Origin of the sequence: Alcanivorax sp. NBRC 102024, from assembly GCF_001602235.1 — a bacterium.
Lineage (GTDB): Bacteria > Pseudomonadota > Gammaproteobacteria > Pseudomonadales > Alcanivoracaceae > Alcanivorax.
On record NZ_BDAS01000003.1, the window covers coordinates 84,236 to 105,649 of the forward strand.

A 21,414-nucleotide genomic window follows, 5' to 3' on the forward strand; every position below is an offset into this window, starting at 1 on the left:
CATAGCCGCATTGTACGCGGCACACTCTCTCTGCACAGCACCGCAAACCGGAGGCCCATTGAACGCAGAGTTACCTGCCTGGCTGGCGCCATTGGCCCAGCAATTGGAACCCTGGGTGCCAGCACTCACAATCACCGGGTTTGTCATGGCTCTGGCCTCCTGTGTTGCCATTCCCTGGCTGCTGCTGCGCATGCCTGCGGATTACTTCACCGAGAGCTACTTGCCACACGCCAATCGCGGCCCTCTTGCCTGGTTTTTCTGGGTGATTCGAAACGTGATCGCGGTAGTATTGCTGGTAGCCGGCATCCTGATGCTGGTGCTTCCCGGGCAAGGGCTGCTCACCATTCTGATCGCCCTGATGGCCAGCACCTTTCCAGGGAAATACCGTTTGGAACGCGCTATCATGCGCCGCCCTGGCGTGTTCCGGGCTGCCAACTGGATACGTCGCAAATACCACAGAACACCGCTGAAACACCCTGACGGACATGACGAGGACATCACTGATGGCGATTAACAGCGCTGCCATCCGTTGGCATGACGACCACCTTGAGTTACTGGATCAGCGGCGACTGCCCGCGGAAACCGTTTGGCTGCCTGTGCATGGCAGCGATGATGCCGCCAGCGCCATTCGGGACATGGTGGTCCGCGGCGCACCTGCCATCGGCATTACCGCCGCCTATGGCCTGGCACTGGAAGCCGCACGCCTGGGTGATAGTGCATCCGCAGCGACGCTGGCCCCGGCCATCGCCACTCTCGCCGCCAGCCGGCCAACCGCCGTCAACCTGTTCTGGGCCCTGGAGCGCCTGCAGACGCTGGCCGCTGATCAGTCCGGGCAAGCCCTGGTCAACGCCCTGAAAGCGGACGCCCAGGCCATTCACGAGGACGACCTGGCAGCCAATCAGCGCATGGGCGAGCTGGGTGCCGACCTGCTTCCAGACAACGCCAGCGTCTACACGCACTGCAACACCGGAGCCCTGGCGACCGGCGGCCATGGGACAGCGCTCGGCATCATCCGTACGGCGTGGGCGCGGGGAAACCTGCAGGGAGTCTACGCCGGAGAAACCCGGCCCTGGTTGCAAGGCAGCCGCCTGACCAGCTGGGAACTGCTCAACGACGGCATTCCCGTTACCCTGGTGGCAGACAGTGCCGCAGGTCAGCTCATGCAGCAGGGCAAAATACAGGCCGTGATCGTGGGCGCAGACCGCATTACCGCCAATGGCGATACGGCCAACAAGATCGGCACCTACAATCTGGCCGTACTGGCGCGTCACCATGGCATTCCTTTTATCGTGGCAGCGCCATTGTCGACTCTGGATGCGGAACTCCCGGACGGCAGCCATATTGTCATCGAAGAGCGCGACGCTAGCGAAGTCCGCAGCATTCAAGGCAAGACCCTGGCGCCGGCCCATTGTCCCGTGTACAACCCGGCGTTTGATGTGACCCCGGCTGCGTTGATCTCCGCCATCGTCACCGAGCGAGGCGTGATCCAGAACCCCAGCACCGCTACACTGATGGCCCATCTTCGTGGATAACCGCATGACTGATCGCCCCTACTCTACTGCCGATTACCGTGAAGCTGCCCGGGCTCTGGCCGCCGTGGGACAGCGTATCTATCAACATGGCTGGTCGCCGGCCACCAGTAGCAACTACTCCGTGCGCCTGAATGCCACCCATGCCGCCATTACCCGTTCCGGCAAGGACAAGGGCCTGCTGCAGGAAACCGATATCATGGCCGTGGACATGGATGGCCAGGCCGTCAGCGACGGCAAACCCTCGGCCGAAACCCTGCTGCACACCCAGCTTTACCGTCGCCATGACAACGTGGGGGCTGTCCTGCATACCCACAGCCATGCCAGTACTGTGCTGACCATGCACTGGCCTGCCAACAGCATCACCCTGGAAGGCTATGAGCTGCTCAAGGCTCTGGACGGCTATACCACCCATGACAGCCGGCTACGGATTCCTGTGTTTGATAATACCCAGGATATCGCCACCCTGGCCGATCAGGTGGATGCCGCCATGGCGGACGATGGCATTAGCCACGCCTATCTGATCCGCGGTCATGGCCTTTACACCTGGGCACGGGATTTACCCACCTGTTACCGTCAACTTGAAGCGCTGGAGACCTTGCTCGCCGTAGAGCTGGATCGTCGCCGTTTGCAAGGAGTATGACCCCATGAGCGAACTGAAAATCTTTCAAGACAGTCAGCCTGACACCCTTGAACAACACCTGACTGACAAGGCAGCCATGGCCAAAGTGTTGGCCGATGCAGGCATTCGCTATGAGCAATGGCAGGCCACACAAGAGTTGTCGGATAATCCGCAGCAGGAAGAAGTGATTGCCGCCTACAAGGCAGATATCGATCGCTTGATCGCGGAAGAAGGCTACCAGACTGTGGACGTGGTCAGCATGGTGCCCGATCACCCGGAAAAGGCGGCTTTCCGTCAGAAGTTTCTGGAAGAACATCGACACAGTGAAGACGAGGTACGTTTTTTCGTGGAAGGTCAGGGCCTGTTTACCCTGCACATCGGCGAGCGGGTCTACGAGGTGCTCTGCACCAAGGGGGACCTGATCAGCGTTCCTGCCAACACGCCGCACTGGTTTGATATGGGGCCCAATCCGCGCTTCGTGGCCATCCGCCTGTTCAATAATCCGGAGGGCTGGGTGGCCAATTTTACCGGTAGCGATATCGCACAGCGGTTCAACCGTTTGGGCTAATCCCCTCGCTGCCTGCAGGAGCGACGCTTGAGTCGCGAAGCGATTGAGTTGCGAGTTGCGAGTTGCGAAATCCAAGCACGAGCATCAGACCTTTGCCTTTCGAAACTTGCACCGGGTCACTCGTCACTTCAGTGCTTGTTCGCAACGCTCCGCCCCTGCAGAGCCTGTTGAGGCTTGAAAGTAAGGATCCCCATGATCAAGGCAATTGTCACCGACATTGAAGGCACCACCAGCAGCATTTCCTTCGTCAAGGAAGTGCTGTTTCCCTATGCTGCCAGGCAACTTCCGGCGTTTCTGGAAACGCACTGGGACAAACCGGAGGTACAGGCTCAGCTGCGAGCGGCCGAGCAGGAAAGCGGCCAGAGTCTGGGCAGTCCGGCCGCCGCCAATGCCCTCTTCCAGCAGTGGATCAGCGAGGACCGCAAGGCCACACCGCTAAAAGCCCTGCAGGGAATGATCTGGAAGGCCGGCTATCAAAATGGGGATTACACCGCTCACCTCTACCCGGATACCGCCGCGGCCCTGCGAGCCTGGAAGCAGCAGGGACTGGACCTGTATGTCTATTCTTCCGGTTCCATTGCCGCCCAGCAGCTGTTCTTCGGCTATAGCGATGCGGGGGACCTGACCGCCCTGCTCTGCGGCTATTTCGACACCACCTCCGGCCATAAACAGGAAGTAGACAGCTACCGCACGATTCAGCAGGCCATCGGTTTGCCGGCGGAACAATTACTGTTCCTGTCGGATATAGAAGCAGAGCTTGATGCGGCCGCGGAAGCGGGATTCCAGACAATCCGACTGGACCGGGAAGGCAGTCAGGGGGAAAGCCAGCACCGGGTAGTGAGCTCGTTTGAAGAAATCGCCCTATAGGGCCGCACAACGGGGAATCGGAAAATGCAGGGTGCACTGAGCCTAAAGCGAACTGCACCATTCGAGCGCCGGTTCGGTGCAGTTCGCCCTAGGCTCAATGCACCCTACGAACAGCGCCAAACGACGAATTTCTGGTTGCTGCCCAACACCTCTACCTTGCCAAACAGCTTGCCCAGTAATTTGTGGTAGCCCAGATGGCGATTACCGATCACCCGCAGTTCTCCGCCAGTGTTCAGCGCCTGTTTCGATTGCCGGAACAACCGCCGCGCCACGTGATCACCGACCACATGCCCTTCATGAAACGGCGGGTTGAGAAGGATCAGATCAAAACGCTCATCGTACTCGGCCAGGCCATCACCAAGATGAAAGTCGCAGGTGCTTTCCGGGCAATACCTGGCCACATTGTCACGGGCGCTTTGCAGGGCCAGCCAGGATTCGTCGCAGAACACCAGATGACTGCTCGGGTGTGCCTGAAGCAGCGACAGCCCGATCACCCCGTTGCCGCAGCCAAGATCCGCCACCTTGGTCCCCGCTGACAGAGTGCCGGGAAGGTGCTCGAGGAAAAACCGCGCCCCGATATCCAGCTGCTGCTGGGCAAACACGCCCGCATGCACCGTCAACGGCCCCATGGGGCCCTCCACCGCGGTGGGGTACGGCGCCTCGGCCAGCCGCTCACCAGGCGCCACGGCACTGAACAAGCGGGCTTTTTTCCAGCCCAGCTCTGCCCGACCATTGCCCAGATACAGTTGCATCAACGGCACCAGCTGGCGAGGCAGGTGCTTGTCCATCCCCGACAGCCAGACCGGCGTGTCTTTTGCCAGCTGCTCACTCAGCCACTGCAACTGCCATTCCAGTAATGCCAATGACTTGGGAACCCGCATGATCACCTGATCCGGAGACTCCGGGAGAGGATCGAAGGGCCACAGATGCCTCCCCTCCTCCGGCAGCCCGTTCAGATCCCGGTTATGACAGCGGGCCCGCCGGGCCAGAAAAGAATCGCCGGTACTCACCACAGGCCCCTGCTGAAGTGACGCCAATGCCAATGCTCCCTGCTGGTCATTCACCACCAGCGTGGACGGCCCAAGCGCCCGCGCTTTCAAGGTATTCAGCAGGTAGAGATCCGCATTATCCCAGGCTTGCAGAGGGTCATTGCGGCGTCGGGGCCAGCGCTGCAGTGTCAATCGGCCCCAGGGGTGCTCAAAGGTTGTCATACCGTTCCCGGTTGTGTCGTTCAGGCGGCGCATTCTGCCTGCCCTGCCCGTCGTTGACCAGAATCTGCGCAAACAGGCCGGCGACGGTTATTTAGGTATGGTATTTTGAAATTTCGCTGCTAGAATGCGCCAGCACAAGATCCGGAATATAGCTCAGCCTGGTAGAGCACTACGTTCGGGACGTAGGGGTCGCAGGTTCGAATCCTGCTATTCCGACCAATTCAGACCCTCGCCGAAGGGTCTACAAAAAAGGCCGCGAAAGCGGCCTTTTTTGTGTCTGCACATGGCAGGTTCAGTCAGCCAGTCGCGGATTCAGTGTGTAGCTCACCGTGATACTGGCCTTGTCCAGCACATGCCCCTCAAGGGCGGCCACAATCGCCGCTCCGCTCATGTCATCTGCCACCGGCAGCTTGTCCACATCCAGGGCATAGACAGTAAAGACGTAGCGATGAACGATACTGTCGTTCCAGGGCGGACAGGGGCCGTCATAACCGAAATAGTTCCCCTCCATCTCACCATCGCCGGCGAACCAGCTGGTGTAGTCATTGAGACCATGTCGCAGCCCCTGGGGAGCAGACGGTCCCGACTTGCCCCGCGGGGTGATCCCCTCACAATGGCTGCCTTCCATGATTTCGCTCTGGTCTGCGGGAATATCGAAAAGGGTCCAGTGATAAAAATCCACCCGGGGCAAGTCCGCAGGCACCTCACGGTCTTCCTGGTTCACATCGTCCCCGGCGCTGGGCACATCCGGGTCGTGACAGATCACCGCGAAGGAACGGGTTCCTGGAGGCTCGCCTTTCCAGGCCAGATGAGGATTGATGTTGCTGGACAAGGCCACATGGTTGTCCGGGTCAATCACCGCAAAGGCAAACTTTTCAGCTATGGGAGCCTGATCGGTGAGACTGTTACTGACTAGCTCCATGGTAAGACTCCTTGGGTCCGGTTTTGCAGAGGCTCCAACCTTGCAGGTGCCGAGGAAAAATTCAACCGGCAATCCCTCATTCCGATTCCTGTCACCCCGCCAAAGGGTGCTGGGAGAGAGGCCGATAGGTAGGAACCTCCCCCTGGATCAACTCACTCTGGTACAAACATAATTGATCTACGGTCAACTGCCAGGCGCCGGTTTGCGTCGCAAGGGCCAGCCCCGGCTTCGCCAGGGTAATGTGCGGGCGAAAGGCGCGCTGTTCGCGATCAATGCCCTGTCGGCCAAGACATTCCCATAGCCCCTCATGCAGCGCGCTGAGCGCCTCTGAACAGGTAGCGGTCAGCGCCAGGAATGGACCCTGTTCTGCGGGGAAGGGTTCACAACGATCAAAGGTCAGGTCAAAGGCCGCAAAGCGGTCGGCCAACGACCGTAATTCTGCAGACAGCCGGCCCACTCCAGCCGGGGTGCACTGCCCCAGAAAGGCCAACGTCATGTGCAGATTGGGTCGAGGGGTGGCACGCGGCAACCCCAGGGCAAGCTCCTTGCATTCCCGGGCCAGGGGCCCGGTCACCGGTACGCCGACAAAACAGCGCATCAAAAACCTCCTGTCTGATAGACCAGCCCTGTGGCATGGCTTCAAAGCGGTGACGGCGGTAGAATTGCGCCCCCGTTCGCCCAGCCAGTGTCAGCCATCAGCGAACGGTAGCCAATCTCGAGGTATCACTATGTCCGGTAAAGTCGGTTTCATCAGCCTGGGTTGCCCCAAGGCCCTGGTGGACTCTGAACGTATTCTGACCCAGCTTCGCACGGAAGGCTACGAGGTCACACCCAGTTACGACGATGCGGATGTGGTGGTGGTCAACACCTGTGGTTTTATCGACGATGCCAAGGCCGAGTCCCTGGAAACCATTGGTGAAGCCCTGAGCGAAAATGGCAAGGTCATTGTCACCGGTTGCATGGGCGTGGAAGAGGATACCATCCGCAAGGTGCATCCCTCGGTACTCTCTGTCACAGGCCCCCAGCAATATGAACAGGTGGTCAACGCGGTTCACCAGGTGGTGCCACCCAGCCAGAACCACGACCCCTTCCTGGACCTGGTGCCGCCACAGGGCATCAAGCTGACACCCCGTCACTACGCGTATCTGAAAATTTCCGAAGGCTGCAATCACAAGTGCAGTTTCTGCATTATCCCCAGCATGCGTGGCAAACTGGATTCACGGCCCATTGGCGATGTAATGGATGAGGCCGAACGACTGGTGAAATCCGGTGTTCAGGAGTTACTGGTTATCAGCCAGGACACCAGCGCCTACGGAGTGGACCGCAAGTACCAGACCGGGTTCTGGCAAGGGATGCCGGTAAAGACCCGCATGCTGGAGATGTGTCAGGCGCTGGGCCAACTGGGTGCCTGGGTACGACTGCACTATGTGTACCCCTACCCGCATGTGGACGACATCATCCCGATGATGGCCGAAGGTCATATCCTTCCTTATCTGGATATTCCTTTTCAGCATGCCAGCCCCAGTGTTCTCAAGAACATGAAGCGCCCAGCCCATGCCGAAAACACCCTGGAACGCATTCGTCGCTGGCGGGAAATCTGCCCGGATATTACCCTGCGCAGTACTTTCATCACCGGCTTCCCCGGTGAAACCGACGCGGATTTCGAAATACTGCTGGACTGGCTGGAGGAGGCCCAGTTGGACCGTGTGGGTTGTTTCACCTACTCCCCGGTGGAAGGCGCGCCGGCCAACGCCCTGCCCGACCCGGTGGACCCGGACGTGGCGGAAGAGCGCCGCGAGCGGTTCATGAATGTGCAGGCACGCATCAGTGCTGCCAAGCTGCAAAAGAAAATCGGCCGTACCCTGGAAGTCCTGGTGGACGAAGTGGATGAGGAAGGCGCCATTGCCCGCTCCCAGGCGGATGCCCCGGAAATCGACGGGCTAGTCTATCTCAACGGGGAAAGCGATCTGAAACCTGGCCAGCGCCTGAAGGTCAATATCGAACACGCTGACGAGCACGACCTGTGGGGCACTCCCTTGCCGGCCAGCCAGTAATCCCGTGAACGACCAGCCTCTTAAAGGCGCCCTGCTACTGGTCCTTGGCGAGGGCCTGCTGGCGGTCATGGCCGCCATGATCAAGCACCTGTCCGATCACCTCGATACCGAGGTGATCGTGTTTGCCCGCAATCTGTTCGGCCTGCTGATTCTGATTCCGATCATTGCCTCCCGTGGCGGCTTCGGCCAGCTGCGCACCCGCTTTCTGCATCTGCACATGATCCGCGGCTTCACCGGCGTCACCGCCATGTTCTGCTTTTTCTACACCATCGGGCATATTGCCCTGGCGGAAGCCGTACTGGTGAAGATGACCGTGCCGTTTTTCCTGCCCATCGTGGCCTGGTTATGGCTGCGCGAAGTCATCAGTCTGCACACCTGGCTGGCCATCATCGGCGGGTTTGCCGGGGTTGCGGTGATCATGGATGTGGGCAGTGGCAGCGTGAACCCGGTGATGTGGGTGGCATTGGCCGGTGCCGCCATCATGAGCGTGGCCAAGGTGAGCATTCGGCGTATGGCGGTATCGGAACCGGCCCAGCGCGTGGTGTTTTACTTTGCCCTGTTCGCCACCCTGTTTTCCGCCCTGCCCCTGCCCTGGGCCAGCACCTTGCCTGTTGGCACGGATTATCTGTGGCTGTTCGGCATCGGCCTGGTGGCCACCGGCGGGCAATATGCCATGACCACCGCCTATCAAATCGCCCGTCCGGGCCAGGTAGGCGTCTACAACTATTCCTCCGTAGTCTGGGCTGCTCTGCTCGGCTGGATGTTCTGGGGAGAGACCCTGATCCTGACCACCCTCATTGGCACGCTGCTGATTGTCGCCGCCGGTGTCTGGAATCTGAAGAGTCGATAGGGTCTTTGCTGGCTGCCTTCAGAACCATTAACGACGCACGGTATATTGGCCCGCAGGGAAGGACACTCGACCACAAAATCCCCTATCCTCATGGCTCGGCAAAACAACAAACGGGATTCCTGCATGCACACATTCAAACTCAGCCTGCTGTTAGTCAGCACCCTTCTTCTTTCCGGCTGTGACGGCCTGGCAAAATGGGCCTACGAAACCGGCCTGGGTCTGGAAAAAAGCCGTGCTGGCCTCACAGATCAGACTGTGGAGACCGCAGACGGCATTCAATGGCACCTGTTGCGCAGTGAAGGCCAGCAAGACAAGCCGGTGGTACTGCTGATTCACGGCTTTGGCGCCGATTCCAGTAACTGGGTGCGCTTTGTCAACGAACTGGAAGGCGACTTCCACTTTGTGGTGCCGGATCTGCCAGGCCACGGTGAAACCACTCGCACTACCACTCTGGACTACACCATGGCCGCACAGGCCGAGCGTCTGGTTAACCTGATGGAAACCCTGGAAATTCCGGCTTATCACGTGGCCGGCAATTCCATGGGCGGCGCCATCACCCTGGCGCTGGCGCAGGCAGCACCGCAGCGGGTGCTTTCCATGGGGCTGGTGGATTCCGCCGGTCTGACCCGCCAGACGGAGGAATTCAAGGCTATTCTCGCCTCCAGTGACAGCAATCCCCTGATCCCTCGTAGCCCTGAACAGTTCCACACCACGCTCAAATGGGCCATGGAAGATGCCCCTTATATTCCCGAATTCTTTATCGACATCATGGGCGCAAAAAAGGCCGAGAATGCCCCGGTGGCGGACAAGATCTGGCAAGACATGGACACGGACCCGGGCATGAGCCTTGAGGGCACCGGTACACTGACGACCCTGAATCAGCCGGCGCTGATTCTCTGGGGCCGTGAAGACCGACTGCTGGGCGTGGACAACGTGGAGGCGTTCCTGGAAGCGTTACCCCGTGCTCGGGCAGTGATTCTGGATGGCATTGGCCATGTGCCCATGGCAGAAGCGCCCACCAAAAGTGCCGACGCGTTCCGGGTGTTCTGGCGTGAGGCCCAGCCGGAATCCTGATCTGATCCGACCGGGGAGCCTGCCTGAAAGACGGAGCCAGGAAAACGTCATTCAGAGGCTCCCTTTGACGGCACCCGCCGCTGCTCTGGCGGGGTCCAGTCAAAGGGCACCTGATAACTCATCAGAAAGCCCCCCAGGGTAATCAACACCCGGGAGATGCCGATATAGGAATCGGGAATACTGATTCGCTCCTCCCGGAACCGCTGCATCAGCTCGCCCATGGCCGCCACCGGCCCCTGCTGATTGACCTTGTCAGTCAGCACAAAGAGTGCCAGCTCTTTCAGTGTTTCCGGGCTCCCGCCTTTAAAACCGGCCTGGACAAAGAGTTCGCCAATATCCACCTCGCCCTCAAAGCCCATCAGACCGTAAAGCAGTCGTGAGTAGCGACGGACCTGATCCGGCGTCAGCACCCCGATGGCGCCAAAATCCAGTATCACTACCTGGCCCTGATCGTTGACCAGAAAATTCCCCGGGTGCGGGTCCGCCTGGTAGACCCCGAAACGGGTCACCTGCTGCAGGTAGCTGGTCAACAGCACCGAGAGCAGATCTTTTGCCTGTTCCGGATTTGCATCCAGATGGTTGCGCAATCGCTGGCCCTGCTCCCAGCTGGTAACCAGAATCCGTTCCGAGCACAGCCCGTCGATCAAATCAGGAATACGGATGCGGTCATGATGGGGCTGGCGGGAAAAGCGCCGGGTATTGGCGGCCTCGTTACGAAAATCCAATTCCATGGCAGTCATGATCAACAGTTGCTCGATGGCCTGTTTGAGATCGAACTCACGGAATCGGGGCGCCGCAATCGCCGCCAGAACCTGAAATACCTTTGCATCCTGCTCGAACAGCTTGCTGACACCGGGCAGGCGCACTTTCACGGCCACATCCGTACCATCCTCCAGGCGTGCGCGATGCACCTGGGCTATGGATGCTACCGCCACCGGGGTTTCTTCAATCCAGCGAAACCGCTCACGCCAGTCCCTGCCCCAGGATTTCCTCAACACCTTTTCGATGCGCGCAAAGGAAACCGGCGCCGCGTCATTCTGCAACGCCTGAAACGCTTCAATATATTCCTGCGGCAGCACGTCCGGTCGGCAACTGAAGAACTGGGCCGCCTTGACCCAGAACGCCCCATTACGACGACACAGAGCCGCCAGGATATCTGCGCCCCGGCAATGCCGTTGATGTCGGTCGTCCTTGCCAACCCCACCGGCATAGACAGCCGCTACTCGAGACATGGCTGTCAGGGCACGTAAATAACGGGTTCTTCCGGCGGCGAGACCACTGACACCGGCAATACTTTCTCTCATCATCTGGGTGTAATCGTTATGGTTATTCATCCAGAAACTGTCTGCCCATAGTATGCCTGCATAATACGGCTTGAATCCCGCCGGGCTTGACCTTACTGTTTCTAGCTTTGCCGCTGGTGAGCGATTATGTCAGGAACAGTTATACGCGCCGGAGAGCCGCATACCATTCGCACTCGCGGCATCACCCTGCTGCGTTCCGGCCACCGGGAAATCCGCCGCCTGAAACGTGCCAATCACACACCGTCCATTCATGGCAACAAGGTCTGGAACTCCAGCTTCCTGATCATGGACCATCTGACGCGACGAAAAGTGTCCGCCGATGAGCACATGATGGATATCGGTTGCGGCTGGGGGCCCCTGTCGATCTTTGCCGCCAAACGTTTCGGCTGCCGGGTCACCGCTGTGGATGCGGACCCGGACGTGTTCCCCTATCTGGATTTACATGCCCAGATCAACAAGGTCCAGATAACCCGGCAGCAGGATCGCTTTGAAAAACTCACTAAAAAGCGGCTGGCGGACGTGGATATTATCGCTGGCGCCGATATCTGCTTCTGGGATGAACTGACCCCGGTGCTCTTCAACCTGATACGCCGGGGACTTCGCAGCGGGGTCAAGCAGGTAATCATTGCCGACCCGGGACGTTCCCCCTTCTATGCCCTGGCAGAAAAGTGTGAGAATGCGGGGATGGACGCCCGTGTGGTGGAGCGCCGCACCAAAACCCCGAAATCCCTGTCAGCCGACCTGTTGATCATCAACAATTGATTTTTTGCCCATCGCCACCATGTTGTTTCCACGCTGAATGGAAGTGACAACACTATGAGCCAAGACAACACCAATACTGTTGAGCAATCCTCGGGCAGCCTGGCGTTGCCCGACCAGCTGAAACCCCAGCGAATATACCTGATCCCCGTGCAGCATCGCCCCTTTATGCCCGGGCTCGTGCAACCGGTCATGCTGGACAAGGAACGCTGGCAAGCCACCCTGGAACGGGTGAGCCAGACACCCCACCAGTCTCTGGGCCTGGTCTACGTGGGCGACAAGGACCCGAATACGGTCACCCAGGAGGATTTCCCGGAATACGGCTGCCTGGTCAAGGTCCATGCCCTCAATGAGGAGAACGGCCAGTTCCAGATGGTGGCCCAGGGCACCACTCGATTCCGAATTGAGCACTGGCTGAACCGCAAGCGGCCTTTCATGACCGAGGTCAGCTACCCGGAACCCCGCGCCGAGGCGGATGAAACCATCCGCGCCTTTGGCATGGCCATCATCAATACCATTCGTGAACTGCTGCCGTTGAACCCTCTCTACAATGAGGGGCTGAGGCACTATCTGCAGAACTTTTCCCCCAGCGAACCGTCACCGCTTACCGACTTTGCCGCAGCGCTGACCAGTGCCAATGGTTCGGAGCTCCAGGCCATTCTGGAAACCGTGCCATTGAAACCACGCATGGAAAAAGTGCTCACCCTGGTGAAAAAAGAACTGGAAGTCGCTCGCCTGCAAAGCCAGATCTCCGAAGAGGTGAACGAGAAAGTCAGTCAGCACCAGCGTGAGTTTTTCCTGCGCGAGCAGCTTAAGATCATCCAGCGTGAATTGGGCCTGAGCAAGGACGACAAAACCGCCGAAGCCGAGGAGTTCCGTGAGCGCATGAGCGCGCTGGCTCCCCCGGAATCGGTACAGAAACGATTTGAGGACGAGTTACAGAAACTATCGGTGCTGGAAACCGGCTCCCCGGAATATGGCGTTACCCGCAACTACCTGGACTGGCTCACCAGTGTGCCCTGGGGGCAGTACAGTGACGACAACCTGGATCTGCAACACGCCCGCCGCATTCTCGAAGCGCACCACAGTGGTCTGGATGATGTAAAGGATCGTATTGTCGAGTTCCTGGCCGTCGGCGCCCTGCGTGGTGAAGTGAAAGGCTCCATTATTCTGCTGGTGGGCCCGCCTGGTGTGGGCAAGACCAGTATCGGCAAATCCGTAGCCGATGCCCTCGGTCGGCAGTTCTATCGTTTCAGTCTTGGCGGTATGCGCGATGAGGCCGAGATCAAGGGCCACCGGCGCACCTACATTGGTGCCATGCCCGGCAAACTGGTGCAGGCACTCAAGGAAGCCGGCACCGCCAATCCGGTGATCATGCTCGACGAGGTGGACAAACTGGGCCAGTCTTTTCAGGGTGACCCGGCCTCGGCCCTGCTGGAAGTCCTGGATCCCGAACAGAACCAGGACTTTCTCGACCACTACCTGGATGAACGGCTGGACCTGAGCCACGCCCTGTTTATCTGTACTGCCAACACGCTGGACAGTATTCCGGGGCCGTTGCTGGATCGCATGGAAGTGATCCGTCTGTCCGGTTACATCACCGAAGAGAAGGTGCAAATTGCTCGCCAGCATCTGTGGCCCCGGGCCCTTGAACGTGCCGGCGTAAAATCGGGACAACTTCGCATCAGCGACAGTGCACTTCGGCAAATTGTCGAGGGCTACGCACGCGAAGCCGGGGTTCGAAATCTGGAGAAGCAGCTCAACAAGATTATCCGCAAGGCGGCCGTCAAACTGCTCGCCGGGGAAAAGAAACTGAGTATCTCCGGCAAGAACCTGGCGGATTTTCTGGGCCAGCCCTACTTCCAGACGGAAAAAACCCAACGTGGTGTCGGAGTGGTCACCGGGCTCGCCTGGACTTCCATGGGCGGCGCCACCCTCTCGGTGGAAGCCAGCCTGGTCCACAGCAAACAGCGCGGTTTCAAACTCACCGGCCAGCTGGGCGATGTGATGAAGGAGTCCGCGGAGATTGCCTATAGTTACGTGGCCAGCCATCTGAAGGATTACGGTCTCAGCGAGGAGCAGCTGGATGAGGCCTTCATTCACCTTCATGTGCCGGAGGGAGCCACCCCCAAGGATGGCCCCAGTGCAGGCATTACCATGGCCACTGCCCTGCTGTCTCTGTTACTGAAAAAGCGTCTGCCCCGCAAGGTCGCCATGACCGGCGAGCTGACTCTCACCGGTCAGGTACTGGCCGTGGGAGGCATCCGCGAGAAAGTCATCGCCGCCCGGCGGGTGGGTATCCGTGAGGTAATCCTTCCGGACGCTTGCCAACGTGATTTCGATGAGCTGCCCCAGTATCTGAAAGCCGGCCTCACCGTGCACTTCGCCAGCCGTTATGACGACGTGTTTGCGATTCTCTGGGGAAAATAAGTGGCGAGAAGCGAGTAATGCATAGCGAAAGGCAAAACCGGGCCGGTGCTTCGTCACTCGACACTTGCGACTCTCTACGGCGAATTGCCTCATGAGTTCCCTCGCCGACAAACCCTATTATATTGTGCCCACCTGCCATGAGCGGGTCGGCACAATATACCGGGATGATCATGTTCTGCTGATCAACAAACCAGCCTTTCTGTTGAGTGTGCCCGGGCGGGCACCGGAAAATAAGGATTGTGCGGTTAGACGGCTGGCGATCAAGGATCCGGGTATACGACTGGTACACCGGTTGGATCTGGATACCTCCGGCATCATGGTTTTCGCCCTGACCCGTCAGGCACAAAGCCAATTGAGCCGGCTGTTTCAGCAAAGGACCGTCAAGAAACGTTATCAGGCAGTAGTACACGGTCTGGTCGAAAAGGATCAGGGCAGCATCGAATTGCCATTGATCGCGGATTGGCCCAACCGTCCGCTGCAGAAAGTCTGCTACGAGACCGGTAAGCCCGCCCTGACCCATTACCAGGTGCTGGAACGGGACGAAGTCCACAACCGCACCCGGCTGGCGTTAAGTCCGGTCACCGGCCGAAGCCATCAACTGCGCATTCACTGCCGGGAGCTTGGCCACCCCATCATCGGCTGCGACATGTATGCGCCGCCGGAGATTGAGGCATTAAGCTCGAGATTGCTGCTGCACGCCCAGTGGCTGGCCTTCAACCACCCGCTGACCGGGCTCTGGCAGGAATTCACCTCGCCCTGCCCGTTCTGAGGCGACCCAATCGGTGCACCCTACGCATAGCTCCTGCGGTTAATCCCAATCGTCGCCGTAGTCGTGGAGCAGCTCTTCGCCGGGCTTGATGGACTTGAGGGCCACCACGGTCAGGTCGTCATAGTAAGCTACGTTGGGCTTCTTGCCGTGGTTGATGAAACGCAGATCGCACAGCACCCGGTAGCGCTCATTGCCCTCGTCATCCAGCGATAACACATAGGGGCCATCTTTTTTGGCAGGCTTGGTTTTACACAGACCCAGCTCGGTCCCCTTCTTGATCGGCAGGCTGGCAAAGAGGCCTCGGCCATGGACTGCGCTTCGGCGCACTTCCAGTAAATCGTCACGCAGGTAGGGTTTTGGCATTTTTTTGCACTTTACGTTGATAACACGGCCATGGCATCTTGCCAGAAAAGCGCTAACAGTTGAAAAATTCGATGCAAGGGATGCATGTCATGGGTTTTGCGGATTTTCCATTTGAGTCACGTTTCGTCACGCTGAATGGGCATCGCCTGCATTACATCGATGAAGGTGAAGGACCGCTTCTTCTGTTTATCCATGGCAACCCCACATCCAGTTATCTGTGGCGTAATGTCATCAAACCCCTGCGCGGCAAATACCGCTGTATTGCCCTGGACCTGATCGGTTTCGGGAAAAGTGACCAGCCCGACCTGGATTACCGCTTTCTCACCCATTACCGGTACCTGGAAGAGTTCGTTGCCGCCCTGGCACTCACCGACATCACCCTGGTTCTGCACGATTGGGGCGGTCCGCTGGGATTCCGTTTGGCTCAACAGCATCCCGGGAAGGTCAGCCGTCTGTGTTTTATGGAAACCTTCCCGTTCACCTTTGACTGGGATGAATTCCCCCTGCCCTTGCGGCCCGTTTTCTTTGCCTTTCGGCAGGAACGGCTGGGCCGGTTTCTGATCATCAACCGTAACCTGTTTGTCAGGATGGTGCTGCCCTTCGGGGTTATCCGCCATCTGCCACGCAGTGTCAGACGTATCTATCAACGTCCTTTCCGTCAGCACGAGTCCCGCTATCCGGTGTATGTCTGGCCCAACCAGTTGCCGATCAATGATCGTCAGGATGAAACCTGGCAAGCCATCGAGCAGATTGAAAAGGGCCTCAGTCGCATGTCGCAGCCCATGCTTTTATTGCGTTTTCGCCCTGGCGCAGTACTCGGCCCGGCTCGTATCCGTTGGTTGCTGGACCAGATCCCCAATCTGGATATTTCCGATTGCGGACGCGGACTACACTATGTGCAGGAAGATAACCCCAAGGCCATCGCCGAGGCGATCGGGCAATGGCTTCAACCCCCTGCACAAACTGACACTGGGCAACCGCCCGCGTCAGCCGCTCACCGGATTTATCAGTCCGATGATTATGCGGATTCACTGACCTGGTACTACGGTGAAAGCGGTTACGGCAACGCCCTGGTCGCCGAGTCGCCTCATGGCCTGATCCATTTCGATTTCTGTGACCACAAGGACGACGCTGTGACCAGATTGAAGCAGCGCTTTCCGGATGCGTGCCTTAACGAGCAGCCGACCCCTGCACTGCTCTCGGCCCTGGAAAACCCGGGCACCTCGCACGCCCCGTTGCATCTGTGCGGAAGCTCATTCCAGCGTCAGGTTTGGCACGCCTTGCTCGACATCCCCGCCGGCAGCACCCGGCACTATGGTGACATTGCCCGGCAAATCGGCAGCCAGGCGCGGGCTGTCGGGCAAGCGGTGGGCAAGAACCGCCTGGCAATACTGGTACCTTGCCACCGGGTTACCCGTGCCGATGGTAGTGCGGGCGGCTTTTACTGGGGCACAGAGTTGAAACAGCAATTACTGGACCAGGAGCGAACCACAGCAGGACATACCCCATGAGAATCCCTGATACCGGCAAACGGCCGCCCCAAAGAAAAGTATATCGATCCGCACCATCGGGAGAGGCTGATGTCATGCCTGCAATCTGGCCAAATATCATCTGCTGCAGGCCTGCTGGTATCAGCCGGTTTTACCGGCTTCGGGCTGATGCTGGCTCCCGGCACCATGGGAAATTTCCCTGTTTGGCCTTATCATCTTCCCCGGAAGCGCCGGCTGGGCAGGCTGGCTTATGTTTGTATCCCGCCGTTTTCTGCGGGAATGGGAGTAACTGAACAATGAAATGTCGCCGTTTGATCACGGTTTCCGTCCTCACCGCCGGTCTGCTGGCCTGCGCCACCTCACCACTGGGACGCAACCAGCTCCTGCTGATGCCAGCGGACCAGATGGATGAGATGGGGAGCACCGCCTACGCCCAGATGAAGCAAGAAAAGCCCCAGAGCAAGAACAGCCGTGAAGTGAATTATGTCCTTTGCGTCAGCAATGCCATCACCAGCACCCTGGATGGGAATCAGCAGTGGGAAGTGACCGTATTCCAGGAAGGCAGTGCCAATGCCTTTGCCCTGCCCGGTGGCAAGATCGGCGTTCATACCGGGCTGCTGAAAGTGGCCGATAACCAGAGTCAGCTTGCGGCTGTGATCGGCCATGAGATTGGTCATGTGCAAGCGCAGCACTCCAACGAGCGCATGTCCCTGCAATATGCCACCCAAAGTGGCATGCAGCTATTGGGCGCCCTGGCGGGCCAGGACAGCGCCGCGAAACAGGGAATCATGGCAGCCCTGGGTGTGGGCGCAGAATACGGTCTCGCCCTGCCCTTCAGCCGCAAGCATGAAGCCGAAGCCGATATCATTGGACTGCAGCTGATGGCCCAGGCCGGCTTCGATCCCCGTGAGAGCGTGGGCCTGTGGCAGAACATGGCCGCGGCCAATGGGGGGAACGAGCCACCGGAATTCATGTCCACTCACCCGTCCAATTCCACCCGGATTGAAGGTCTGCGCGCGCGTATACCGGAAGTGATGCCGCTGTATCAGCAGGCCCAGGCTGCGGGTCGTAAACCGCAGTGTGGGTGAGGAAAGCAATTAACCGTTAACAGTGAATAGCGCGCAGGACAGGTTAACTCTGTCCTGAAATGCAAAAGGCCGCGTCCAGACTTTGGGCGCGGCCTTTTTGCTTTCGGGCTATTGAATCGCCTTACTCGTGTTACAACTTTGAACTTGCCACTTTTAACTGTAGTAAGCGTTATCCGTGACAGAGTGGTCCGTCTTGTCGCGGACACCGGTCAGGTCCGGCACGCGTTCTTTGAGGGTCTTCTCCACGCCATCTCGCAGGGTTACGTCGACCACAGAGCAACCCTGGCAGCCGCCACCGAACTCCAGCACCGCCACGTTATCCTCGGTCAGCTCCAGCAGCTGGACGCTACCGCCGTGGGCTGCCAAGTTGGGGTTGATCTCGGCATACAGCACGTAATTGATCTTCTCTTCAATGCTGGCATCTTCACTGATGTCAGGCACCCGGGATTTCGGGGCGCGGAAGGTGAGCTGGCCGCCCATGCTGTCTTTCTTGTAGTCGATCACCGCATCTTCCAGGTAGCGCACGCTCTTGCCTTCCACCCAGGCATGAAAGCCCTCGTAGTCATAGCGAACGTCGCTCTCTTCCTGCTCACCCTCCGGACAGTAAGCCATGCAGCACTCCGCATGGGGGGTACCCGGACGCTCTACAAAAATGCGCACGCCGATATTGCCCTGATCCTGCTTGCCCAACAGGTCACGCAAGTAGTCCTGGGCGGTTTCGGTAATGTTGATCAACTGCTCTGCCATCATGATTCCTGTTCGGGATGAATGGCCACCTGGGGGTGGTAATGCTTTCCTGACTATTTTAGTCAGGTACTCCCCAGTTGCAATGGTGCCGTTGTGAAGCGAATTCAACCCTACCTTTCTGCGCTGTTACCCGGGCCCCGGCAAGCGTACAATAGACACCAGTAGCTTCAACGTTTAGCCCAACGCCAAAACGCAGGATTTTCCATGTCCGAGCAACATCACAACCCCGCCAATCAGGACAAGAAACCCACCCTGATTCAGACCATCAGCAGTATTCTGGCCGCCTTGTTCGGGGTCCAGAGCGCCAAAAACCGCGAGCGCGACTTTACCAAGGGCGATGCCGGGAACTATATCGGTGTCTATGTGGTGCTGGTTCTGGCACTGGTCATCGGCATGGTGGTCACGGTCAATATGGTGCTGGACGCCGCCGCAAAGTAAGCCCTTTTAATGGCCCGCCGTTATAGCGATATGCCAAGATATTTCTTTTCACTATAAGGGCGCTTTGTTAGAGTGCCGCTCTCCCTCCCCCGAGGGAGGCGCTTACCTGTTGAATTCTAACCCGAATCTGTGATTTGCCATGGATTCGGGTTCAAGCATAAAGGACGGTGAATCGGTCCCATGTACGTCTATCAGGAACATGACCAGCGATTGCTGGAAGAGCGGGTTGCGCAGTATCGCGACCAGACCCGTCGTTATCTGGCTGGAGAACTGAGCGAAGACGAGTTTCTCGCCCTGCGTCTCCAGAACGGCCTCTATATTCAGCGTTATGCGCCGATGCTGCGCATATCCGTTCCTTATGGCTTACTGGCGAGCCGTCAGTTGCGCCGTCTGGCTCATATTGTGCGCACCTATGACAAGGGCTTCTGCCACGTCAGCACCCGTCAGAACATTCAGCTGAACTGGCCGTCCGTAGAGGAAGTGCCGGACATTCTTGCCGAGCTGGCCGAGGTGCAGATGCACGCCATCCAAACCAGCGGCAACTGTATCCGTAACATCACCACCGATGAATTCGCCGGTGTGAACCCGAAGGAAATTGAAGATCCTCGCCCCTGGTGTGAAATCATTCGCCAGTGGTCCACGTTCAATCCGGAGTTCGCCTACCTGCCACGGAAGTTCAAGATTGCCGTGAATGCGGTGCCCGATGCGGACCCGGCCCTGATTGGCGTTCACGACATCGGTGTCCAACTGGTTCACGGTGCCGACGGAGAGACCGGCTTCCAGGTTTGGGCCGGTGGTGGCCTGGGCCGTACCCCGATGACGGGCTCGCTGATCGGCGAGTTTGTTCCCTGGCAGGATCTGCTGCCCTACCTGGAATCCATCCTGCGGGTGTACAACAAGTACGGTAACCGGGACAACAAGTACAAGGCGCGCATCAAGATCCTGGTGAAAGCCCTGGGTGCCGACAAGTATCGGGAACTGGTAGAACAGGAGTTCGCCGAGCTGAAAGATGGCCCCATGACGCTGACCCGGGAAGAAGTGGAGCGCATCCAGTCCTGCTTTACCGCTCCGGCCTACCAGGCAGTGGACACTGCAGCCCTGGACAGCAAACTGGCCGAAGACAAGGCATTCAATCGTTGGTATCACACCAACACCCGTGCGCACAAACAGGCCGGTTACCGTGCGGTGACCCTGACCCTGAAGAAAACCGGTCGGATTCCCGGCGATATCAGCGATGAGCAGCTGGAAGCCGTCGCCGACCTGGCAGACCAGTACAGCTTCGGGGTGCTGCGTAACAGCCATCAGCAGAACATGGTGCTGGCGGATGTAGCTGCCTCGGATCTCTACGACCTATGGAAAGCCCTGGATGCCCTGGGTTTCGCCACCCCCAACCTGGGTCTGATCACCGATATCGTCGCCTGCCCCGGCGGCGATCTGTGCGCCCTGGCCAACGCCAAATCCATTCCAGTGGCGGAATCCATCCAGCGCCGCTTCGACAATATGGATTATGTTCACGATCTCGGCCCCATAGACCTGAACATCTCCGGTTGTATGAACGCCTGTGGTCATCACCACATTGGCCACATCGGCATTCTCGGCGTGGACAAGAAAGGCAAGGAGTTTTACCAGATCACCCTGGGCGGTCGTGGTGACAGGGAATCCCGGGTGGGTGAGAAACTGGGCCCGTCCTTCGAGTCTGACCAGATCACCGATGTGGTAGAAAACATCATCAAGCTCTACGTGGAAAAACGCCTCGAAAACGAGCCGTTCATCGACACCTACGAGCGGATTGGCATGGAACCGTTCAAGGAGCGCATCTATGGGTAAGCTGATCATCGATGGCGCCATCGTGGACAACCAGTGGCAGCGTCTGGAAACAGATGCGCTGGAAAATGGCGTCCCGGCACAGGGCAAGATCATTGTGCCGCTGGCCTACTGGCAGGAAAATCGCGAAGCCCTGATCGCCCGTGGCGACGTGGCGGTTTGGCTGGCCCCCGGCGAGGAGCCGAAAGACCTTGAAGACGACCTTGCCGCTTTGCCGCTGGTGGCAATCCACTTCCCTGCCTTCAAGGACGGACGCGGCTACTCCTACGCCCGGGAGCTGCGTACCCGCTACAAATTTGACGGTGAGGTGCGTGCCACTGGCGACGTACTCCGTGACCAGTTGTTCTACATGACCCGTTGCGGATTCAATGCCTTCGAGGTTCGTGCAGATCGCAATATTGAAGAAGCACTACAAGGCCTCAAGGACTTCAGCGTCACCTACCAGGCTGACGTGAACGACCCGAGACCAATTTATCGACGGGCCTGATCAGGCTCTGACGGTAGA

At 58.6% G+C, this 21,414-nt stretch carries 23 protein-coding genes and 1 tRNA gene; 18 read left to right on the forward strand and 6 right to left on the reverse strand.

Annotated elements, in window-relative coordinates; genetic code table 11:
* Positions 1-58 precede the first annotated feature (58 nt).
* The 5 genes from A0251_RS06665 (at position 59) to mtnC (ending at position 3,586) form a co-directional block, all read left to right on the forward strand.
* Entirely contained in the window at positions 59-514 is a 456-nt protein-coding gene (locus tag A0251_RS06665) for a PGPGW domain-containing protein (protein WP_062816085.1), read from the forward strand.
* A complete protein-coding gene (gene mtnA, locus A0251_RS06670) occupies positions 504-1,532 on the forward strand; it encodes an S-methyl-5-thioribose-1-phosphate isomerase (RefSeq protein ID WP_062816086.1) in 1,029 nt (342 codons plus the stop codon). Before A0251_RS06665 ends, mtnA begins: the two co-directional genes overlap by 11 nt.
* Before the next feature lie 4 nt (positions 1,533-1,536).
* Complete coding sequence (locus tag A0251_RS06675) at positions 1,537-2,172, forward strand: methylthioribulose 1-phosphate dehydratase (RefSeq protein WP_062816087.1); 636 nt, start codon at positions 1,537-1,539, stop codon at positions 2,170-2,172.
* Positions 2,173-2,176: 4 nt separating this feature from the next.
* Positions 2,177-2,719: an acireductone dioxygenase gene (locus A0251_RS06680; RefSeq protein WP_062816088.1), complete on the forward strand. Its 543-nt coding sequence runs from the start codon at positions 2,177-2,179 to the stop codon at positions 2,717-2,719.
* 192 nt (positions 2,720-2,911) lie between these two features.
* Positions 2,912-3,586, forward strand: a complete 675-nt coding sequence (gene mtnC, locus A0251_RS06685; protein ID WP_062816089.1) for an acireductone synthase — start codon at positions 2,912-2,914, stop codon at positions 3,584-3,586.
* Positions 3,587-3,690: 104 nt separating this feature from the next.
* Here the strand turns inward: mtnC and A0251_RS06690 are convergent, their stop codons facing one another.
* Positions 3,691-4,797, reverse strand: coding sequence for a methyltransferase (locus tag A0251_RS06690; protein ID WP_062816328.1), 1,107 nt, complete (start codon positions 4,795-4,797; stop codon positions 3,691-3,693).
* 142 nt (positions 4,798-4,939) lie between these two features.
* Between A0251_RS06690 and A0251_RS06695 the strand changes: the two genes are divergently transcribed.
* Positions 4,940-5,016, forward strand: a tRNA-Pro gene (locus tag A0251_RS06695).
* A gap of 73 nt (positions 5,017-5,089) precedes the next feature.
* Here the strand turns inward: A0251_RS06695 and A0251_RS06700 are convergent.
* Together A0251_RS06700 and thpR are read right to left on the reverse strand one after the other, a co-directional pair.
* Positions 5,090-5,719 (reverse strand): YbhB/YbcL family Raf kinase inhibitor-like protein, encoded by a 630-nt coding sequence (locus tag A0251_RS06700; protein ID WP_062816090.1) that lies wholly within the window; start codon positions 5,717-5,719, stop codon positions 5,090-5,092.
* Between the two features lie 91 nt (positions 5,720-5,810).
* On the reverse strand, positions 5,811-6,317 hold the full coding sequence (thpR, locus tag A0251_RS06705; RefSeq protein WP_062816091.1) for an RNA 2',3'-cyclic phosphodiesterase: 507 nt from the start codon (positions 6,315-6,317) through the stop codon (positions 5,811-5,813).
* A gap of 130 nt (positions 6,318-6,447) precedes the next feature.
* Between thpR and rimO the strand changes: the two genes are divergently transcribed.
* The 3 genes from rimO to A0251_RS06720 all read left to right on the forward strand — a co-directional run bounded on the left by rimO (position 6,448) and on the right by A0251_RS06720 (position 9,697).
* Positions 6,448-7,773 carry a 30S ribosomal protein S12 methylthiotransferase RimO gene (gene rimO, locus A0251_RS06710; protein WP_062816092.1) on the forward strand — a complete coding sequence of 442 codons (1,326 nt, stop codon included), beginning with the start codon at positions 6,448-6,450 and terminating at the stop codon, positions 7,771-7,773.
* A 4-nt stretch (positions 7,774-7,777) separates the two neighbouring features.
* On the forward strand, positions 7,778-8,623 hold the full coding sequence (locus A0251_RS06715) for a DMT family transporter (protein WP_062816093.1): 846 nt from the start codon (positions 7,778-7,780) through the stop codon (positions 8,621-8,623).
* Between the two features lie 123 nt (positions 8,624-8,746).
* Complete coding sequence (locus A0251_RS06720) at positions 8,747-9,697, forward strand: alpha/beta fold hydrolase (protein ID WP_062816329.1); 951 nt, start codon at positions 8,747-8,749, stop codon at positions 9,695-9,697.
* A gap of 47 nt (positions 9,698-9,744) precedes the next feature.
* On the opposite strand, the gene A0251_RS06725 is transcribed toward A0251_RS06720, so the two are convergent.
* Positions 9,745-11,031: an AarF/ABC1/UbiB kinase family protein gene (locus A0251_RS06725; protein WP_231874181.1), complete on the reverse strand. Its 1,287-nt coding sequence runs from the start codon at positions 11,029-11,031 to the stop codon at positions 9,745-9,747.
* A gap of 96 nt (positions 11,032-11,127) precedes the next feature.
* Here A0251_RS06725 and A0251_RS06730 point away from each other — a divergent pair, with 96 nt between their 5' ends.
* The 3 genes from A0251_RS06730 to A0251_RS06740 all read left to right on the forward strand — a co-directional run bounded on the left by A0251_RS06730 (position 11,128) and on the right by A0251_RS06740 (position 14,959).
* On the forward strand, positions 11,128-11,763 hold the full coding sequence (locus A0251_RS06730) for a methyltransferase (protein ID WP_062816094.1): 636 nt from the start codon (positions 11,128-11,130) through the stop codon (positions 11,761-11,763).
* A gap of 54 nt (positions 11,764-11,817) precedes the next feature.
* Complete coding sequence (gene lon / locus A0251_RS06735; RefSeq protein WP_062816095.1) at positions 11,818-14,190, forward strand: endopeptidase La; 2,373 nt, start codon at positions 11,818-11,820, stop codon at positions 14,188-14,190.
* 91 nt (positions 14,191-14,281) lie between these two features.
* Positions 14,282-14,959, forward strand: coding sequence for a pseudouridine synthase (locus A0251_RS06740; protein WP_062816096.1), 678 nt, complete (start codon positions 14,282-14,284; stop codon positions 14,957-14,959).
* A 39-nt stretch (positions 14,960-14,998) separates the two neighbouring features.
* Here the strand turns inward: A0251_RS06740 and A0251_RS06745 are convergent, their stop codons facing one another.
* On the reverse strand, positions 14,999-15,322 hold the full coding sequence (locus A0251_RS06745; RefSeq protein WP_062816097.1) for an SET domain-containing protein: 324 nt from the start codon (positions 15,320-15,322) through the stop codon (positions 14,999-15,001).
* 89 nt (positions 15,323-15,411) lie between these two features.
* On the opposite strand from A0251_RS06745, the gene A0251_RS17705 reads away from it, so the two are divergent.
* From A0251_RS17705 to A0251_RS06755, 3 genes are all read left to right on the forward strand, one after another.
* Positions 15,412-16,833 (forward strand): haloalkane dehalogenase, encoded by a 1,422-nt coding sequence (locus A0251_RS17705; protein WP_197461871.1) that lies wholly within the window; start codon positions 15,412-15,414, stop codon positions 16,831-16,833.
* 69 nt (positions 16,834-16,902) lie between these two features.
* Positions 16,903-17,112 (forward strand): hypothetical protein, encoded by a 210-nt coding sequence (locus A0251_RS17380; protein WP_156478257.1) that lies wholly within the window; start codon positions 16,903-16,905, stop codon positions 17,110-17,112.
* The gene (locus A0251_RS06755; RefSeq protein ID WP_062816099.1) at positions 17,109-17,900 is read left to right on the forward strand and encodes a M48 family metallopeptidase; all 792 of its coding nucleotides are present in this window, start codon (positions 17,109-17,111) and stop codon (positions 17,898-17,900) included. The genes A0251_RS17380 and A0251_RS06755 overlap by 4 nt, the downstream gene beginning before the upstream one ends.
* Before the next feature lie 153 nt (positions 17,901-18,053).
* Here the strand turns inward: A0251_RS06755 and nfuA are convergent, their stop codons facing one another.
* On the reverse strand, positions 18,054-18,650 hold the full coding sequence (gene nfuA / locus A0251_RS06760; RefSeq protein ID WP_062816100.1) for a Fe-S biogenesis protein NfuA: 597 nt from the start codon (positions 18,648-18,650) through the stop codon (positions 18,054-18,056).
* 201 nt (positions 18,651-18,851) lie between these two features.
* Between nfuA and A0251_RS06765 the strand changes: the two genes are divergently transcribed.
* The 3 genes from A0251_RS06765 to A0251_RS06775 all read left to right on the forward strand — a co-directional run bounded on the left by A0251_RS06765 (position 18,852) and on the right by A0251_RS06775 (position 21,396).
* Positions 18,852-19,085 (forward strand): DUF2970 domain-containing protein, encoded by a 234-nt coding sequence (locus A0251_RS06765; RefSeq protein ID WP_062816101.1) that lies wholly within the window; start codon positions 18,852-18,854, stop codon positions 19,083-19,085.
* A gap of 180 nt (positions 19,086-19,265) precedes the next feature.
* A complete protein-coding gene (locus A0251_RS06770; protein WP_062816102.1) occupies positions 19,266-20,912 on the forward strand; it encodes a nitrite/sulfite reductase in 1,647 nt (548 codons plus the stop codon).
* Positions 20,905-21,396, forward strand: coding sequence for a DUF934 domain-containing protein (locus tag A0251_RS06775; protein WP_062816103.1), 492 nt, complete (start codon positions 20,905-20,907; stop codon positions 21,394-21,396). Before A0251_RS06770 ends, A0251_RS06775 begins: the two co-directional genes overlap by 8 nt.
* The last annotated feature ends 18 nt before the right edge of the window (positions 21,397-21,414 follow it).

Coding starts and splice junctions, on each gene's coding strand:
- mtnA (WP_062816086.1), top strand. CDS start 504: ATGGCGATTAACAGCGCTGCCATCCGTTGGCATGACGACCACCTTGAG.
- A0251_RS06675 (WP_062816087.1), top strand. CDS start 1,537: ATGACTGATCGCCCCTACTCTACTGCCGATTACCGTGAAGCTGCCCGG.
- A0251_RS06680 (WP_062816088.1), top strand. CDS start 2,177: ATGAGCGAACTGAAAATCTTTCAAGACAGTCAGCCTGACACCCTTGAA.
- mtnC (WP_062816089.1), top strand. CDS start 2,912: ATGATCAAGGCAATTGTCACCGACATTGAAGGCACCACCAGCAGCATT.
- A0251_RS06690 (WP_062816328.1), bottom strand. CDS start 4,797: ATGACAACCTTTGAGCACCCCTGGGGCCGATTGACACTGCAGCGCTGG.
- A0251_RS06700 (WP_062816090.1), bottom strand. CDS start 5,719: ATGGAGCTAGTCAGTAACAGTCTCACCGATCAGGCTCCCATAGCTGAA.
- thpR (WP_062816091.1), bottom strand. CDS start 6,317: ATGCGCTGTTTTGTCGGCGTACCGGTGACCGGGCCCCTGGCCCGGGAA.
- rimO (WP_062816092.1), top strand. CDS start 6,448: ATGTCCGGTAAAGTCGGTTTCATCAGCCTGGGTTGCCCCAAGGCCCTG.
- A0251_RS06720 (WP_062816329.1), top strand. CDS start 8,747: ATGCACACATTCAAACTCAGCCTGCTGTTAGTCAGCACCCTTCTTCTT.
- A0251_RS06725 (WP_231874181.1), bottom strand. CDS start 11,031: ATGAATAACCATAACGATTACACCCAGATGATGAGAGAAAGTATTGCC.
- A0251_RS06730 (WP_062816094.1), top strand. CDS start 11,128: ATGTCAGGAACAGTTATACGCGCCGGAGAGCCGCATACCATTCGCACT.
- lon (WP_062816095.1), top strand. CDS start 11,818: ATGAGCCAAGACAACACCAATACTGTTGAGCAATCCTCGGGCAGCCTG.
- A0251_RS06740 (WP_062816096.1), top strand. CDS start 14,282: ATGAGTTCCCTCGCCGACAAACCCTATTATATTGTGCCCACCTGCCAT.
- A0251_RS06745 (WP_062816097.1), bottom strand. CDS start 15,322: ATGCCAAAACCCTACCTGCGTGACGATTTACTGGAAGTGCGCCGAAGC.
- A0251_RS17705 (WP_197461871.1), top strand. CDS start 15,412: ATGGGTTTTGCGGATTTTCCATTTGAGTCACGTTTCGTCACGCTGAAT.
- A0251_RS17380 (WP_156478257.1), top strand. CDS start 16,903: ATGTCATGCCTGCAATCTGGCCAAATATCATCTGCTGCAGGCCTGCTG.
- A0251_RS06755 (WP_062816099.1), top strand. CDS start 17,109: ATGAAATGTCGCCGTTTGATCACGGTTTCCGTCCTCACCGCCGGTCTG.
- nfuA (WP_062816100.1), bottom strand. CDS start 18,650: ATGATGGCAGAGCAGTTGATCAACATTACCGAAACCGCCCAGGACTAC.
- A0251_RS06765 (WP_062816101.1), top strand. CDS start 18,852: ATGTCCGAGCAACATCACAACCCCGCCAATCAGGACAAGAAACCCACC.
- A0251_RS06770 (WP_062816102.1), top strand. CDS start 19,266: ATGTACGTCTATCAGGAACATGACCAGCGATTGCTGGAAGAGCGGGTT.
- A0251_RS06775 (WP_062816103.1), top strand. CDS start 20,905: ATGGGTAAGCTGATCATCGATGGCGCCATCGTGGACAACCAGTGGCAG.